Origin of the sequence: Novosphingopyxis baekryungensis DSM 16222 (genome assembly GCF_000420305.1) — a bacterium.
In the GTDB taxonomy this organism is placed as follows: Bacteria; Pseudomonadota; Alphaproteobacteria; order Sphingomonadales; family Sphingomonadaceae; genus Novosphingopyxis; species Novosphingopyxis baekryungensis.
The window spans coordinates 26603-40338 of sequence record NZ_ATUR01000004.1 but is presented as its reverse complement, the minus strand read 5'-3'; the positions used below and the strand labels follow the sequence as shown (position 1 = coordinate 40338).

Here is a 13736-nt window from a genome sequence, read left to right as displayed (position 1 = left end):
GGTCTGCACAATGCGTGAGGCGCTTTGATCAGGCTGCGACCGACCGGAAGCTGCTCGCCTGCGCCGCGTTCCACATCGCGGCATAGGATTCGCTGGCGCTGCCACCGAGCAGTTCTCCCTCGCTCAGAAAATCATAGACCTTGTCGATCGACTGGGAGCGCATATCCGAAATGCGCTCATGGAAATGTTCCGGCCGGATGTCGCGCGGGTGCTGCAGACCCATGGACACCATGATCATGTGCAGGGCCTTCACGGTCTGCTGGTGGAAGCGTGCCACCCGCTCCGCTTTATCTTCGACGACGAGGCCGCGTTGCCTGGTCGGATTCTGGGTCGCCACGCCTGTCGGGCAAAGGCCGGTATGGCACCGCATGGACTGCACACAGCCAAGCGAGAACATGAAGGCACGGCCGGCATTGCACCAGTCCGCGCCGAGCGCTGCATTGGCGGCCAGTCCCGCGCCGCTATGCACCTTGCCGGACGCGGCCAGCTTGATGCGATCTTTCAGGCCCGATCCGACCAGCGCGTTGCGCACGATGATCAGCCCCTCGCGAAGCGGATAGCCGACGCGGTTGGACAGCTCGACCGGCGCCGCGCCGGTTCCGCCTTCGCCGCCATCCACCACGATGTAATCGAGCAGGATGTCCGTCTCCAGCATCGCTTTCATGATCGCCATGACTTCGTGCGGCTGGCCGACGCACAATTTGATACCGACCGGCTTGCCGCCGGACAGGTCGCGCAACCGCGCGGACCATTCCAGCATCTCGATGGGGTTGGAAAAGGCACTGTGGCCGGCGGGGGACACGCAGTCCTGTCCAACTTCCACACCGCGGGCTTCGGCAATCTCTTCGGTCACCTTGGCGCCGGGCAAAACACCGCCATGGCCCGGTTTGGCACCCTGGCTGAGTTTGATCTCGATCATCCGCACCTGCTCATGCTGCGCGTTATCGCGAAACATCTCGGCGTCGAAATGGCCCTGACCGTCATGACAGCCGAAATAGCCGCTGCCGATCTCCCAGGTCAGATCGCCACCATGCTTGCGGTGATAGCGGCTGATACCGCCTTCGCCGGTGTCATGATAGAAGCCGCCCAGCTTCGCGCCGAGATTGAGCGCCTCAATTGCGTTCGAGCCGAGCGATCCGAAGCTCATGGCCGATATGTTCAGCACGGATGCCTGATAGGGTTTGCTGCATTGCGGGCCGCCCACCAGCACGCGCGGATTCTTGTCGGCGGAATCATTGGGCGCGATCGAATGGGTCATCCATTCATATTCGGAGGAATAGACGTCCAGCTCGGTGCCCATCGGGTGATCGTCCAGATCGCCCTTGGCGCGGGCATAGACCAGCGCGCGCTCGTCGATGCTGAACGGCCGTCCGTCCAGATCGCTTTCCACGATATAGCTGCGCAGATAGGGCCGCAGGGCCTCCATGATCCAGCGGATATGGCCGGTGATCGGGAAGTTGCGCAGCAGCGTGTGGGGCCGCTGGAAGAAGTCCCACAACGCCAGAAGCGTCAAGGGCACGAGAATCCAGAGCACCCAATAGCGCCCCGGATCCAAGAGGCAGACGACCAGCATGGCCAGAATGGCGACCGGCAGCACCAATCGCCAGCCGTCTTTCCAACGTAACCTGGTCATCGCGGCGATCCTCAGCCCAGATGCTGCGCGAAGAAGTCCATGCTGCGCTTGTCGGCGGTTGCAGCATTTTCCTCGTCCCGCCGGTTTCCGAACTCGGTAGCGAAGCCATGGTCCATGCCGGGATAGTCATGGAGAGTCACCTTGGGGTGATCGTCCAGGCCATCATGCATGGCCTTTTGCGTCTCCTTGTCCACAAAGCCGTCTTCTTCGGGAATGTGGAGCATGAGCGGGTTGGCAATGGCGTCCTTTTCACCAAGCAGGCCATCTACCCCGACGGCATAATAGCCGACCGTGGCATCGCTGTCGGTGCGCGCGGCGGCCATATAGGCCAGCCTTCCGCCCAGGCAGTAACCGACCGCGCCAACCTTGCTGACGCCGAACTCGCTGCGCGCAAAGCGGATCGTCGCTTCGATGTCGCGGATGCCTTCATCCTGGTCGAACTTCTGCATCAGATCCAGCGCCTCCTGCATTTCCCCCTCGATGTCGGGATCAAGCTCGATGCCCGGTTCCAGCTGCCAGAACAGATCGGGCGCGATGGCGAGATATCCGGCCTCCGCCAGCTTGTCGGCCTTGCGCCGGATGCCCGCATTGACGCCGAAGATTTCCTGAATCACGATGATCGCCGCTTTCGGCTTGTTCTCCGGCTCGGCGACATAGCAATTGAAGCTGTTGTTGCCGTCCAGGGTGTCGATGCTGCGCATGGCGGTCATGGGGAATTCTCCTGCTCTTTCGGGATGGCCGATCCATCCCTATGTATCGCAGACGCAACGAGCGGCCATGATGGCCGTTCCGCAACGAGAGGCATGGGCGTCATGAAAATGAATATCGAGATCGACTGCACGCCGGAAGAGGCCCGCCGCTTCATGGGTCTTCCCGATGTGACCAAGGCCAACGAGATTTATGTCGACAATGTCGCGCAGGCCATGAAGGGCGTGACGAACCTCGATCAGCTCGAAAGCTTCGCCAAGCAGGTCGCGCCGATGGGTCAAATGGGCCTGAAGATGTTTCAGACTTTCATGGAAGGCGCAGCGGCCAACAGCATGCAGGGCACGTCGAAGAAGTCCAAGGACTGACGCTTCCGGGCCATGGCTGATACGATTTTTGCGCTGTCCAGTGGGCAGCCGCCCGCCGCCATCGCGATCGTTCGAATCAGCGGGCCGCAAGCGCTGACTGCGCTTGCGCAATTGTCCGGTCGCGTGCCGGAACCGCGAACGGCGGCGCTGCAGATGCTGCGCGGCGGCGATGGCGCGGTTCTGGATCAGGCCGTGGTCCTCAGTTTTCCCGGCCCGAACAGCGCGACGGGCGAAGACCTGGTGGAACTCCATCTGCACGGTGGACGCGCGGTTGTGCGGGCCGTGGAAGGTGCGCTGGATCAGATCGCTGGTTTGCGCGCCGCGGAGGCCGGCGAATTTACGCGGCGCGCCTTTGCCAATGGCCGTATCGATCTCGGCCAGGCCGAAGCGCTGTCCGATCTTCTGTCTGCGGAAACCGAATGGCAGCGCCGCGCCGCAATCGACATGGCGGGCAGTGGATTTGGGCGGCAGGTGGAACAGTGGCGCCAACATTTGCTCCAGCTATCAGCCATGGTCGAAGCCGAACTCGATTTCTCCGATGAAGACGATGTCGCGTCCGAAGGGCAGGCGGACGACCAGGTGTCGGCCGACGCGCTGGCGCTGGCGAACCAGCTTTCGGCGGAGGCGGCAAAGCCAACGGTTGAGCGCTTGCGCGACGGCATAAGGGTGGTGCTCGCCGGCCCGCCAAATGCCGGCAAGTCCAGCCTGATCAATGCACTCGCCCAGCGGGACGCCGCGATCGTTTCTGACATGGCCGGGACCACCCGCGATGTGGTGGAAGTGCCTATCGCGCTTGGCGGTTTGGCCTTTGTGCTCAGCGATACGGCTGGGCTGCGGGACAGCACCGACGACGCGATCGAGAAGGTTGGGATCCAGCGTGCGCACGCTGCGATGGACCGGGCCGACATCATTCTATGGCTTGGTGAACGGGGGCACGGGCCCGATCATGCTGCGCTGATCGAGATCGACAGCAAGGCTGATCTCGGCGGGCTGGCCAAAGGCGATGACGCGCTGCCGGTCTCGGTGGTCACCGGTGACGGGCTAAGAGCATTGCAGGATCGCATCGTCGCGTTGGGCAAGACGCTGGTGCCGCGTCCTGGAGATTATGCCTTGAACGCTCGTCAGCGGGACGAATTGCGGGAGGCCGCGAACCAGCTGGAAGATGCGGCCAAGGCGCGCGATCTTCTGCTGCGCGCCGAGCATCTTCGGCTGGCACGGCTGGCCTTCGATCGCCTCACAGGCCGGACACATACGGAAAATTTGCTGGATCATATTTTCTCCGGCTTTTGCATCGGAAAATGATGTTCCACGTGGAACATGGGGCGATCTCATTTTGACCTCTAAAGCTGCACGCGGTAGGTCTGCACCGTGACCCACACATTCGATATCATAGTCGTCGGTGGCGGACATGCCGGCGTCGAAGCTGCTGCAGCCGCCGCGCGGATGGGCTGCAACGTCGCATTGCTCACGCTCGACCAGACCAAGATCGGTGCCATGTCCTGCAATCCGGCCATCGGTGGTTTGGGCAAGGGCCATCTGGTTCGGGAAGTCGATGCGCTGGATGGCCTCATCGCGCGCGCTGCCGATGCGGCGGCCATCCACTATCGCATGCTCAACAGCAGCAAGGGCGCCGCCGTGCGCGGGCCGCGCGTGCAAGCCGACCGGCGTCTCTTTCGTGATGCGATCCAGACGATGGTCCGGGCGCAAAGCCATCTGACCATTGTCGAGGGGGAGGCTGCCGAGCTTGTGGTGCAAGACGGCGTGATCGCCGGTCTGATCCTCGCCAATGGGGATCGCATTGCTTGCCGCGCGGTCATTCTCGCCACGGGCACTTTTCTCGGCGGAAAGATGTTCCGCGGCGAGGAGCGAATGGACGGGGGCCGTGTCGGGGAGGGCGGTGCCACGCGTCTCGCAGCGCAAATGCGGGACATGGCGCTCCCGATGGCCAGATTGAAGACCGGCACGCCGCCGCGGCTCGATGGCCGGACCATCGATTGGGCAAAGCTTGAGCAGCAGCCGTCGGACGATGGCCATTGGACCATGTCCCCCTTGTCAGGCGCGCGTTCGGTGCCGCAATTGTTCTGCGCCATCACGCGCACCAATCAGCGCAGTCATGACATCATCCGGTCTGGGCTGGATCGATCGCCGCTTTTTTCCGGCCATATCGATGGCGCGGGTCCGCGCTATTGCCCGTCGATCGAGGACAAGATTCATCGTTTCGGCGACCGGGACGGGCATCAGGTTTTTCTGGAGCCTGAGGGCCTGGATGATCATGCCATCTATCCCAACGGCATCAGCACATCTTTGCCGGTGGACATCCAGCACGCGATGCTGCGCTCCATGCGCGGCCTCGAACAGGTCGAGATGGTCGTGCCCGGCTATGCCGTGGAATATGACCATATCGACCCGCGCTCGCTCGATCATGGGCTGCAATTGCGGGCCATGCCTGGGCTCTATTGCGCGGGTCAGATCAACGGCACCACGGGTTATGAAGAAGCAGCGGCCCAGGGGCTTATGGCCGGCCTCCATGCTGCGGCCCAGCTTCTCGGTAAGTCAGGCCCCGCGCTCGACCGAGCTAACAGCTATATGGCGGTCATGATCGACGACCTGGTGCTCCAGGGCGTGACCGAACCCTATCGCATGTTGACCGCACGCGCCGAGTATCGTCTCCGGCTGCGATCGGACAATGCCATGACGCGGCTGACGGGCATGGGCATTGCACTCGGTTGTGTCGGGGCGGAGAGGGCTGCAAAACATGCGAGCATGGCGGAGCGCAAGGCAGCGGCGCTTGACCAGCTGAACCAGCGCTTCGATCACCCGCACGGTGGCGGGAAGGCAGGGCCGCCGAAAACCGGTGCCGAATGGTTGGCGCATCCGGAATATCATGCGCGGGACTTCGTCGACGATGCGTTCGGCGCTGAGCTGCTCGACGAGGTGACCGAAGATATCCGCTATGCGCCCTATCTGCTCCGCCAGGATAATGAGCTCAATCTGCTGCAACGGAACGATGCGTTGCGGCTGGACCGCGATATGGATTACCGGCGGATAGCCGGCCTTTCGAACGAAATGGTGGAGCGGCTGGAGGCCGCGAGACCGCAGAGTTTGGGCGCGGCCGGCCGCCTTCGCGGCATTACCCCGGCTGCACTCACCGCAATTCTGGTTGCGTCGAAAAAGTTGACCGTAGCGTGACCAAGGATGCCGTTTGTGAATGGCTGTCCGCGACGCTCGGTGTTTCACGTGAAACATTGGGACAGCTCGACCAATTTGCTTCCATGCTGGTCGCGGAAAACAGCCAGCAGAATCTCATTTCTGCGTCGACCGTCGCAAATTTGTGGGAGCGCCACATCTTCGATAGCGCCCAACTCGCGCCCCATTTGCCAAAGACATTGAAAGGGCCGATGCTGGATCTTGGCAGCGGTCCGGGATTGCCTGGCCTTGTGCTGGCAATCTTGCGGTCGGATGATGTTGTCCTAGTCGAATCGCGCAAACGGCGCTGTGCGTTTCTGGAAGAAGCCATCACCGCGTTAGGCTTGAGCGCCAGAGTGACGGTCGAATGCAGCCGTTTGCAGACGATCGCGCCAAGACCCGCAGGCGCGATCGTCGCACGCGCTTTTGCGCCGGTGCTTGAATTGCTCGATCTTGCGCGGCCGTTTTCCTGTGAAGACACAGCATGGGTGCTTCCACGTGGAAAAAATGCTGCTATGCATTATGCCGAACTGCCGCGAAAACATAAGGTCATGTTCCACGTGGAACAAAGCTTGAGCGATCCAGACGCCGGCATTCTGGTAGGGAGGGGCGCCGTATGAGGTGCATCGCAATAGCCAATCAAAAAGGCGGCGTTGGAAAAACCACCACCGCCATCAATCTCGCGACCGCACTGGCGGCGACGGGCGCGAAAGTATTGTTGATCGATCTCGATCCGCAGGGCAATGCGTCGACCGGGCTGGGGGTTGCACGGGATCAGCGCGACTGGACCAGCTATGAATTGCTGATCGGTGAAGCCGATCTGGCGGAGTGCACGGTCAAAACCGACGTGCCCGGATTGTCCATCGTGCCGGCGACGGTCGACTTGTCCGGCGCGGAAATCGAGCTGGTCGATCGCGATCGCCGTTCCAACGCCCTGCAAACCGCCATCGCATCGGCTTCCACCTATGATGTCTGCCTGATCGATTGCCCGCCGTCGCTAGGCCTGTTGACGGTCAATGCCCTGGTCGCTGCGCATTCCGTATTGGTGCCTTTGCAATGCGAGTTCTTTGCCCTGGAGGGGCTCAGCCAGTTGTTGCAGACCGTCGAGCTGGTGCGCACGCGGTTCAATCCGGATCTGTCCATATTGGGCGTGGCGCTCACCATGTATGATCGGCGCAACAGGCTGACGGAGCAGGTGTCAGACGATGTGCGGTCCGTGCTCGGCCCGATCGTGTTCGATACCGTCATCCCGCGCAATGTGCGCCTGTCGGAAGCGCCCAGCCATGGCCTGCCGGCGTTGATTTACGATCATCGCTGCGCCGGTAGCATGGCCTATATCGATCTGGCGCGCGAATTGATCGAGCGTCTTCCGAAAGAGGATATTGCCGCATGAGTGCCGCCGGAGAGAAAAAACGCGGCCTTGGACGGGGTCTCGACAGCTTGCTGGGCGATGCCATCCGCGATCGTCCGTCGAACGACACGCCAGTGGCGCCAGATCAGTCGAGCGTTCGGCTGCTTCCGATTGCCGATCTGAAGCCGCATCCCGATCAGCCGCGGCGGCATTTTGCCCAGACGGCGTTGGAGGAACTGGCCCAGAGCATTCGCGAACGCGGGATCATCCAGCCGATCGTCGTGCGGCCTGCACCCAGTGGCAAAGGCTATCAGATCGTCGCTGGCGAACGGCGGTGGCGCGCGGCACAGCGCGCCGCCCTGCATGAGATCCCGGCCATCATCCGCGATTTCGGCGATAGCGAGACGCTGGAAATCGCGCTGATCGAGAACGTGCAGCGCGAGGATCTGAACCCGATCGAAGAGGCGGAGGCCTATCACCGTCTGACGGAAGACTTCGGCCATAGTCAGAAGGCCCTGGCGGCATTGGTCGACAAGTCCCGCAGCCATGTGGCGAACCTCATGCGGCTTCTCGATCTGCCAAATTCGGTGCGTGCCCTCATGCTGGAAAACCGGCTACAAATGGGCCATGCGCGCGCATTGATCGGTTTTGACGATGCGGAAGGGTTGGCCCACCGAATTGAACGCGATGGGCTGACGGTTCGTGACGTGGAAAAAATTGTGCGGCAATCGAAGGGCGGGGCCGAGCCACGGCGCCGCGCATCGACCAACTCGCCAAAGAGCGACGATCCGGATATCAAGGCGCTGGAGACCCAGCTGTCGGATCTGCTCGGGCTCGACGTGGCCATCGCCAGCGAGGGTTCGTCCGGGCGCATGACGATTCGGTACGGAAGTCTGGACCAGCTCGATATGCTCTGTCAGCGGCTGAGCGGCGGAGACTTTTAGCAAAGTCGCGCAGCGCTACTTCGTGACCCACTCGCAAGATCTCGCAATAGAAACAGCGGTTTGCCCCGGGATTGCGCGCCCAATGGCTTCCTAAAGGGCGGACCTCATTCGGGCAGGGAACACGCACGGCATGACGAGAGACCGCCAAGCCAAAGCGATGGCTAGGCGCTTCGCGGTATTCAGAGACATCAGATGAATTTGGTGCGGTCGAGAAGACTCGAACTTCCACGGGCTTTCGCCCACAACGACCTCAACGTTGCGCGTCTGCCATTCCGCCACGACCGCACACCGTGGACGTCGACATTCGAACCAGTAAGATCAGCGCATTGCTGTTCTGCGTCGCAATGTAGGGATGCGGCAGTTCGGCCCGTCTGCATTGCCACTTGTGGATTTAATCGGACGTGATGCCAGACAAACTCTCGGTCGGTGGGGGCGCTTTTCCTGCCATGATATCAGGCGTCGCGTTTTCGATCCAATCGGCCAATGCGCGGACCAACTCGGCCACGTCGCAGCCTCTGGGGGTCAGGGAGTATTCTACATGCGGCGGCACAACATCGTAGACGGTGCGGCTGACAAAACCGTCTCTTTCGAGCGTTTGAAGGGTCTGGGACAGCATCCGGTCACTGACCCCGCCCACGGTACGGCGCAATTCGGCAAAGCGCAGCCTACCGGTTTGCAGCGCGATCAGCACAAGAACGCCCCAGCGGCTTGTCACGTCCTTCAGGATCTGGCGCGACGGGCATTGCGTAACCAAAAGGTTGCCCTTTAGCCCCCCCGATTGGATCGTCTCACTCAGGCTTGGCATGTGGCCTCTCAAAAACTCAAACTAACATTTTAGTACGTACTTACGGATGGTAAGTGAAGTCGCTATCTAGTTTTCCATCAGTTTTGAAGGAGTACCACATGACTATCGCGATCACAGGCGCTACCGGCCAGTTGGGCCAAATTGTCGTTGAAAAACTCAAGGTTCAAATCGACGCAGAGCCCATCGTCGCCCTTGCGAGAAACCCCGAAAAGGCCACTGAGCTTGGCGTTGAAGTCCGCGTGTTCGACTATAACGCCACCGAAACACTTGCCCCTGCCTTGGTGGGCGTCGACCAGCTGCTGCTGATTTCAAGTTCCGAAATCGGCCAGCGTGTCGCACAGCACAAAGCGGTGATCGACGCCGCCAAAGCCGCGGGTGTGAAACATATCGCCTATACCAGCTTTCTGCGCGCAGCCGAAAACCCCACTCCTGTGACATCCGAACATGTAGCCACCGAAGAGTTGCTTGCGGCCTCCGGCCTGTCCACAACCTTGCTGCGCAACGGATGGTACACGGAGAACTACGCGATGGGTTTTGCCGCTGCGCTTGAGCATGGCGCATTGATTGGAGCCTCGGGCGATGGGAAAATTTCAGCCGCGACGCGCGAAGACTACGCCGCTGCTGCCGCCGCCGTCTTGATGGATCCCGCAAAGCAGGGAAAAACCTACGAACTAGCCGGTGACGATGCATTCACCTTGGCCGAGGCCGCTGCCGAATTGTCCAGACAGGCTGGCAAGGCAATCCCATACGTCAACATGACAGAGGCAGACTACGCTGCTGCGTTGGCGCAAACCGGTATGCCGCCTGAATTTGCTGGTTTCCTTGCCGCGATGGACACCGTCACAGCGACCGGTGCTCTGTTCGAAGACAGCAAAGATTTGTCCGCTCTTATCGGGCGTGAAACAACACCACTTTCCGCTGTGGTCACATATTTACTAAGTTCGTCCGGCACCTAGCGCCAGACGGCCACGCCGACACACAACGACCGCTTCAAAACCGCCGTCGAAAGGCGCGTGAAGCGGTCGTCGGATGTCAGAGGGCGAACGGCAGCTACGTCCGCCACACTTCCCATTCGCGGCCGGCTCGATTTTGCACCTACAGCGAGCGACTGGTCTGACGGGCCGCACCGCAGCATCGAGACAGAGGGTCGGATGTCTCCTTTGGGCCGCTTGTGACAACCGATGTTACCACTGCTGAGGCTGGTTCCGCGGCAGACTGGCTCCAGTCACCGGGGTCTGTAGTGACGAGGTGCGGTCGCGCGGGCAGATGCGTATACGATGGCGATCATCAAAGAAGATGCAACCAGCGAACCTGATCTTCGGCATTCAAATTCGTGCAAAGGTCGTCTCGGCTTATCGGGAAGTGCCGTAAAGCCGAGACGAAACCACTGGGATACCCGCTCTGATCCAGTGACATACACAGCAGACGCAAGCGAACTCATCGCAGGGGATATTATGGGGGATGTCGGAAAACCCTACCCATCTAACCCGTTGATTCGTCTTTAAAGTCTTGAAATAATTGGTGCGGTCGAGAAGACTCGAACTTCCACGGGCTTTCGCCCACAACGACCTCAACGTTGCGCGTCTACCATTCCGCCACGACCGCACACCGTCCGCAGGTAGGCCGGAGCCATTAGCAAAGGGGTCTGGCGCGCGCAACCAGATAAGCTGGGCAGGGCTATGATATTTCGTGCAAAGATTTTCCCGCGAACTGTCGATCACTCGGAATCGCGGGCCCAGCCGATGAACAGTTCGGTGGCCGAACGCGGCACGTCGAGCTTGGCTTCGTTGAATTCCGCCTTGCCGCCCGGCGCTAGGCTGCGCACCGGCGGGTTCATCGTCCAGCTATAAACCGTGCGGCCCTGCACGTCCTTCAGCACCACTAGCATGGGGGGCACTTGTTGCTCGATGGCGCTGCTGTTCACGATGGTCCCGCTGGCGGCGAAATATTCCGTCCCATCGGTCAATGTCTGCCGGTCCTGCTTGGCATCGAGCACGATTTCCAGTGCGGGCTGCTGCGCGGCAAAGGTCATGCCGCTGCTGAGCCAGCCCGACTGCCAGAGAAGGAAACCGCCCCCGGCGATCACCAGCGCGAACAGCAAGGCAGCGATCGTCCACAGCCGCGCCGGATTGCGGCGCGGGCGGAAGGGCGGCTCATGCGCAAAGCTGCTGCGGCGATTCTCAACGGATCGTTCATAGCGGGGCGGGGTGATCGGCGGTGGAGCGGGCTCTTCAGCCATTTTCGGCGGTGCCTCTGCCCGACGCGGTTCTGGCGCTGACCTCTCCGGCGCAGGCGCGTGACGGGAGGTCTCATCCGGCACCGGGTCGCTCTGGTGCTCTGTCTCCAGATCGAGCGCGGCAGCTTGCTGATACCAGCTATGCTTGCACGAGGCGCAGCGGACCTGCCGCCCCGTCGCGCCGATCGCGGCGTCCGGAACGACATAGCGCGTGTTACAGGCAGGACAGATGAGCAGCATGCGGCCCATAAACATCAGGCGCGAATCAAGCGCAAGCAGCGATACGTTTCTGGCGGGGGAGGCCAGCCGCCGCACGTGGCGCTTTACCCGGCCCCCGGCTTTTGCCATCTGCTGACAGGATATGGATCAGGTGGTGGAATTCCAGAATGTCGGCCTGCGCTACGGCACCGGCGCTGAAACGCTGTCCGATATCAGCTTCACGCTTTTTCCAGGCAGCTTTTACTTCCTGACGGGCACCTCTGGCGCTGGCAAAACATCGCTGCTCAAATTGCTTTATCTGGCGCAGCGGCCGAGCCGCGGCGTGATCAAATTATTCGGCGAGGATGCGGTGACGATGCCGCGTCGGCGTCTGCCGGGGTTCCGTCGCCGTATCGGGGTGGTGTTTCAGGATTTCCGGCTGGTGCCCCATCTTACCGCGTTCGACAATATTGCTCTGCCGCTGCGCGTGGCGGGCGTGCCGGAGGGCGATCTAGCCGGGCCGGTGAAGGAAATGCTCGACTGGATCGGGCTGACCGAGCGCGCCACGGCGCGGCCCGCCACCTTGTCCGGCGGGGAGCAGCAGCGTGTGGCGATTGCGCGGGCGGTGATCGGCAGGCCGGAGATTCTGGTGGCCGACGAACCCACGGGCAATGTCGATCCCGATCTTGCCGTGCGGCTGCTGAAATTGTTCAGTGCCCTTAACAAGCTTGGCACCACCGTGGTCGTGGCAACCCACGATATTCACCTGATCGGCAAGATCGGCGGCGCGCAGATGATGCAGCTGGATCGCGGCCGCCTGTCGGATCCGACGGGCGCGCTGCGCTATCCGCCCAAGCCGCTGGTTCTTGGCGCCTGAACGCGCTCATGTTCCGTGGCAGAACCCAAAGCGCGCCGAACCGCCAATTGATGCCGGAGGGCCGGCTGAGCGGGCCCATGCCCTGGGTCATCGCGATCATGGTGTTTCTCACGGTGCTGGCCGCCGCCGCCGCGCTTACGCTGTCTTCGGCCACCACGTCGACGGGCGAGCAATTGTCGCGCGAAGCGACCGTGCAGATCCTGGCGCCCGACCCCGCCGTGCGCGATCGGGAACAACGGGCGGCGCAGCGGGCGCTGGTGCAGCTGCCACAGATCGTGCGCGCCGATGCCGTGCCCCCCGCCGATGTGGAGGCGCTGCTGGCACCGTGGTTCGGCGGCGGCAGCATTGCAGAGGATATTCCCCTGCCGGCGTTGATCGATCTGACGCTTGCCCGTCCGGTGGACGACATGATGCTGGCCAGTATCAGCGCGGCTGTACTGGATGTGGCCCCCAGCGCGCGGATCGATGCCGATAGCGCCTGGCTCGAACCCGTTCTGCAGGCCATGCAGTCGCTGCAATGGCTGGCCGCCGCGCTGATCCTGTTGCTGGCCATCGCAACGGCGGCCACCGTGGTGCTGGCCGCACGCAGCGCGCTGGGCAGCCATAGCGCTACCATCGCCATCGTTCATCTGCTGGGCGGCACCGATCTGCAGATATCCCGGCTGTTTCAACGGCGCATGGCGCTGGATGCGACATTCGGATCTGTTCTGGGTTTTCTGGCCGGGGCGGCTATGCTGGTGGGGCTGAGCCGCCAGCTGGCCGCTCTGGAGACACCATTGCTGAACGCATCGACCTTTTCACCCTGGTTGCTCGCACCGCTTCTGGGCATTCCGGTCATCACCGTCCTGCTGGCCATGCTGATGGCGCGGCTCACCATCCTCGGCGCGTTGCGGAAAATGCTGTGATCGTCCGCCTGCTCTCGGTGCCCGTGCTGGCCTGGATCCTGGGATTTGCCTGGTTTTCGCTTTTGCTGCCGGAACCGGCAAGCGATCAGAAAACGGATGCGGTGGTGGTTCTGACCGGCGGGGCCAACCGCATCGACCGCGCCTTGCAGGTGCTCGAAGACGGGGATGCCGATTATATGCTGATTTCCGGCGTGGACCCAGATGTGCGCGTGGCCGATCTGGAAGCGGAATATGACTGGCCCAAAAAGCTGGAAGATTGCTGCATCGATCTTGGCTTTCGTTCGATCGATACGCGCTCCAACGCCACGGAGACCGCCCGCTGGGCCGCGCGCCGCGACGTCCGCTCGATCCGCCTGGTCACCAGCGACTGGCACATGCGCCGGGCCGAGCTGGAACTGGCCAAGACCTTGCCGGCGGAGATCCTGCTGGTACCGGACGCGGTGCCGACCCGGCCGAGCTTTGCGGCGCTATTTCGGGAATATAACAAATATTGGCTGCGGCTTGCCGCGTCGCTGCTGGGAATTTGAC

General features: G+C 61.9%; 14 protein-coding genes and 2 tRNA genes. 10 read left to right on the top strand and 6 right to left on the bottom strand.

All coding sequences use genetic code 11. The features are described from left to right. Positions 1-28: 28 nt before the first annotated feature. A complete protein-coding gene (locus G410_RS0107010) occupies positions 29-1633 on the bottom strand; it encodes an FMN-binding glutamate synthase family protein (RefSeq protein ID WP_028971171.1) in 1605 nt (534 codons plus the stop codon). 11 nt (positions 1634-1644) lie between these two features. After that, complete coding sequence (locus tag G410_RS0107005) at positions 1645-2343, bottom strand: dienelactone hydrolase family protein (RefSeq protein WP_022672940.1); 699 nt, start codon at positions 2341-2343, stop codon at positions 1645-1647. A 102-nt stretch (positions 2344-2445) separates the two neighbouring features. Here G410_RS0107005 and G410_RS0107000 point away from each other — a divergent pair, with 102 nt between their 5' ends. From G410_RS0107000 to G410_RS0106975, 6 genes are all read left to right on the top strand, one after another. Next, on the top strand, positions 2446-2706 hold the full coding sequence (locus G410_RS0107000; RefSeq protein ID WP_028971170.1) for a DUF6489 family protein: 261 nt from the start codon (positions 2446-2448) through the stop codon (positions 2704-2706). A gap of 12 nt (positions 2707-2718) precedes the next feature. After that, a complete protein-coding gene (gene mnmE / locus G410_RS0106995; RefSeq protein ID WP_022672938.1) occupies positions 2719-4008 on the top strand; it encodes a tRNA uridine-5-carboxymethylaminomethyl(34) synthesis GTPase MnmE in 1290 nt (429 codons plus the stop codon). Between the two features lie 66 nt (positions 4009-4074). Then, positions 4075-5895 (top strand): tRNA uridine-5-carboxymethylaminomethyl(34) synthesis enzyme MnmG, encoded by a 1821-nt coding sequence (mnmG, locus tag G410_RS0106990; protein WP_022672937.1) that lies wholly within the window; start codon positions 4075-4077, stop codon positions 5893-5895. Further along, positions 5892-6512, top strand: a complete 621-nt coding sequence (gene rsmG / locus G410_RS0106985; protein WP_022672936.1) for a 16S rRNA (guanine(527)-N(7))-methyltransferase RsmG — start codon at positions 5892-5894, stop codon at positions 6510-6512. The genes mnmG and rsmG overlap by 4 nt, the downstream gene beginning before the upstream one ends. Continuing rightward, on the top strand, positions 6509-7285 hold the full coding sequence (locus tag G410_RS0106980; protein WP_022672935.1) for a ParA family protein: 777 nt from the start codon (positions 6509-6511) through the stop codon (positions 7283-7285). Before rsmG ends, G410_RS0106980 begins: the two co-directional genes overlap by 4 nt. Beyond that, positions 7282-8187 (top strand): ParB/RepB/Spo0J family partition protein, encoded by a 906-nt coding sequence (locus G410_RS0106975; RefSeq protein WP_022672934.1) that lies wholly within the window; start codon positions 7282-7284, stop codon positions 8185-8187. The genes G410_RS0106980 and G410_RS0106975 overlap by 4 nt, the downstream gene beginning before the upstream one ends. A 199-nt stretch (positions 8188-8386) precedes the next feature. Here the strand turns inward: G410_RS0106975 and G410_RS0106970 are convergent. Continuing rightward, positions 8387-8472 (bottom strand) — tRNA-Leu (locus tag G410_RS0106970). Positions 8473-8578: 106 nt separating this feature from the next. Then, positions 8579-8992 (bottom strand): winged helix-turn-helix transcriptional regulator, encoded by a 414-nt coding sequence (locus tag G410_RS15945; RefSeq protein ID WP_022672933.1) that lies wholly within the window; start codon positions 8990-8992, stop codon positions 8579-8581. Between the two features lie 98 nt (positions 8993-9090). Between G410_RS15945 and G410_RS0106960 the strand changes: the two genes are divergently transcribed. Then, positions 9091-9948, top strand: a complete 858-nt coding sequence (locus G410_RS0106960) for an SDR family oxidoreductase (RefSeq protein WP_022672932.1) — start codon at positions 9091-9093, stop codon at positions 9946-9948. A 563-nt stretch (positions 9949-10511) separates the two neighbouring features. On the opposite strand, the gene G410_RS0106955 is transcribed toward G410_RS0106960, so the two are convergent. Then, a tRNA-Leu gene (locus G410_RS0106955) sits at positions 10512-10597 on the bottom strand. 112 nt (positions 10598-10709) lie between these two features. Beyond that, a complete protein-coding gene (locus G410_RS0106950) occupies positions 10710-11483 on the bottom strand; it encodes a zinc-ribbon domain-containing protein (protein ID WP_245559316.1) in 774 nt (257 codons plus the stop codon). A gap of 106 nt (positions 11484-11589) precedes the next feature. Between G410_RS0106950 and ftsE the strand changes: the two genes are divergently transcribed. From ftsE to G410_RS0106935, 3 genes are all read left to right on the top strand, one after another. Then, complete coding sequence (gene ftsE / locus G410_RS0106945; protein WP_022672930.1) at positions 11590-12303, top strand: cell division ATP-binding protein FtsE; 714 nt, start codon at positions 11590-11592, stop codon at positions 12301-12303. Between the two features lie 77 nt (positions 12304-12380). Continuing rightward, on the top strand, positions 12381-13208 hold the full coding sequence (locus G410_RS0106940) for a cell division protein FtsX (protein WP_156851885.1): 828 nt from the start codon (positions 12381-12383) through the stop codon (positions 13206-13208). Next, entirely contained in the window at positions 13205-13735 is a 531-nt protein-coding gene (locus G410_RS0106935; protein ID WP_022672928.1) for a YdcF family protein, read from the top strand. Before G410_RS0106940 ends, G410_RS0106935 begins: the two co-directional genes overlap by 4 nt. Position 13736: the final 1 nt, after the last annotated feature.

Coding starts and splice junctions, on each gene's coding strand:
- ftsE (WP_022672930.1), top strand. CDS start 11,590: ATGGATCAGGTGGTGGAATTCCAGAATGTCGGCCTGCGCTACGGCACC.
- G410_RS0107010 (WP_028971171.1), bottom strand. CDS start 1,633: ATGACCAGGTTACGTTGGAAAGACGGCTGGCGATTGGTGCTGCCGGTC.
- G410_RS0107000 (WP_028971170.1), top strand. CDS start 2,446: ATGAAAATGAATATCGAGATCGACTGCACGCCGGAAGAGGCCCGCCGC.
- G410_RS15945 (WP_022672933.1), bottom strand. CDS start 8,992: ATGCCAAGCCTGAGTGAGACGATCCAATCGGGGGGGCTAAAGGGCAAC.
- G410_RS0106975 (WP_022672934.1), top strand. CDS start 7,282: ATGAGTGCCGCCGGAGAGAAAAAACGCGGCCTTGGACGGGGTCTCGAC.
- G410_RS0106980 (WP_022672935.1), top strand. CDS start 6,509: ATGAGGTGCATCGCAATAGCCAATCAAAAAGGCGGCGTTGGAAAAACC.
- G410_RS0106950 (WP_245559316.1), bottom strand. CDS start 11,483: ATGTTTATGGGCCGCATGCTGCTCATCTGTCCTGCCTGTAACACGCGC.
- G410_RS0106940 (WP_156851885.1), top strand. CDS start 12,381: ATGCCCTGGGTCATCGCGATCATGGTGTTTCTCACGGTGCTGGCCGCC.
- G410_RS0107005 (WP_022672940.1), bottom strand. CDS start 2,343: ATGACCGCCATGCGCAGCATCGACACCCTGGACGGCAACAACAGCTTC.
- G410_RS0106960 (WP_022672932.1), top strand. CDS start 9,091: ATGACTATCGCGATCACAGGCGCTACCGGCCAGTTGGGCCAAATTGTC.
- mnmE (WP_022672938.1), top strand. CDS start 2,719: ATGGCTGATACGATTTTTGCGCTGTCCAGTGGGCAGCCGCCCGCCGCC.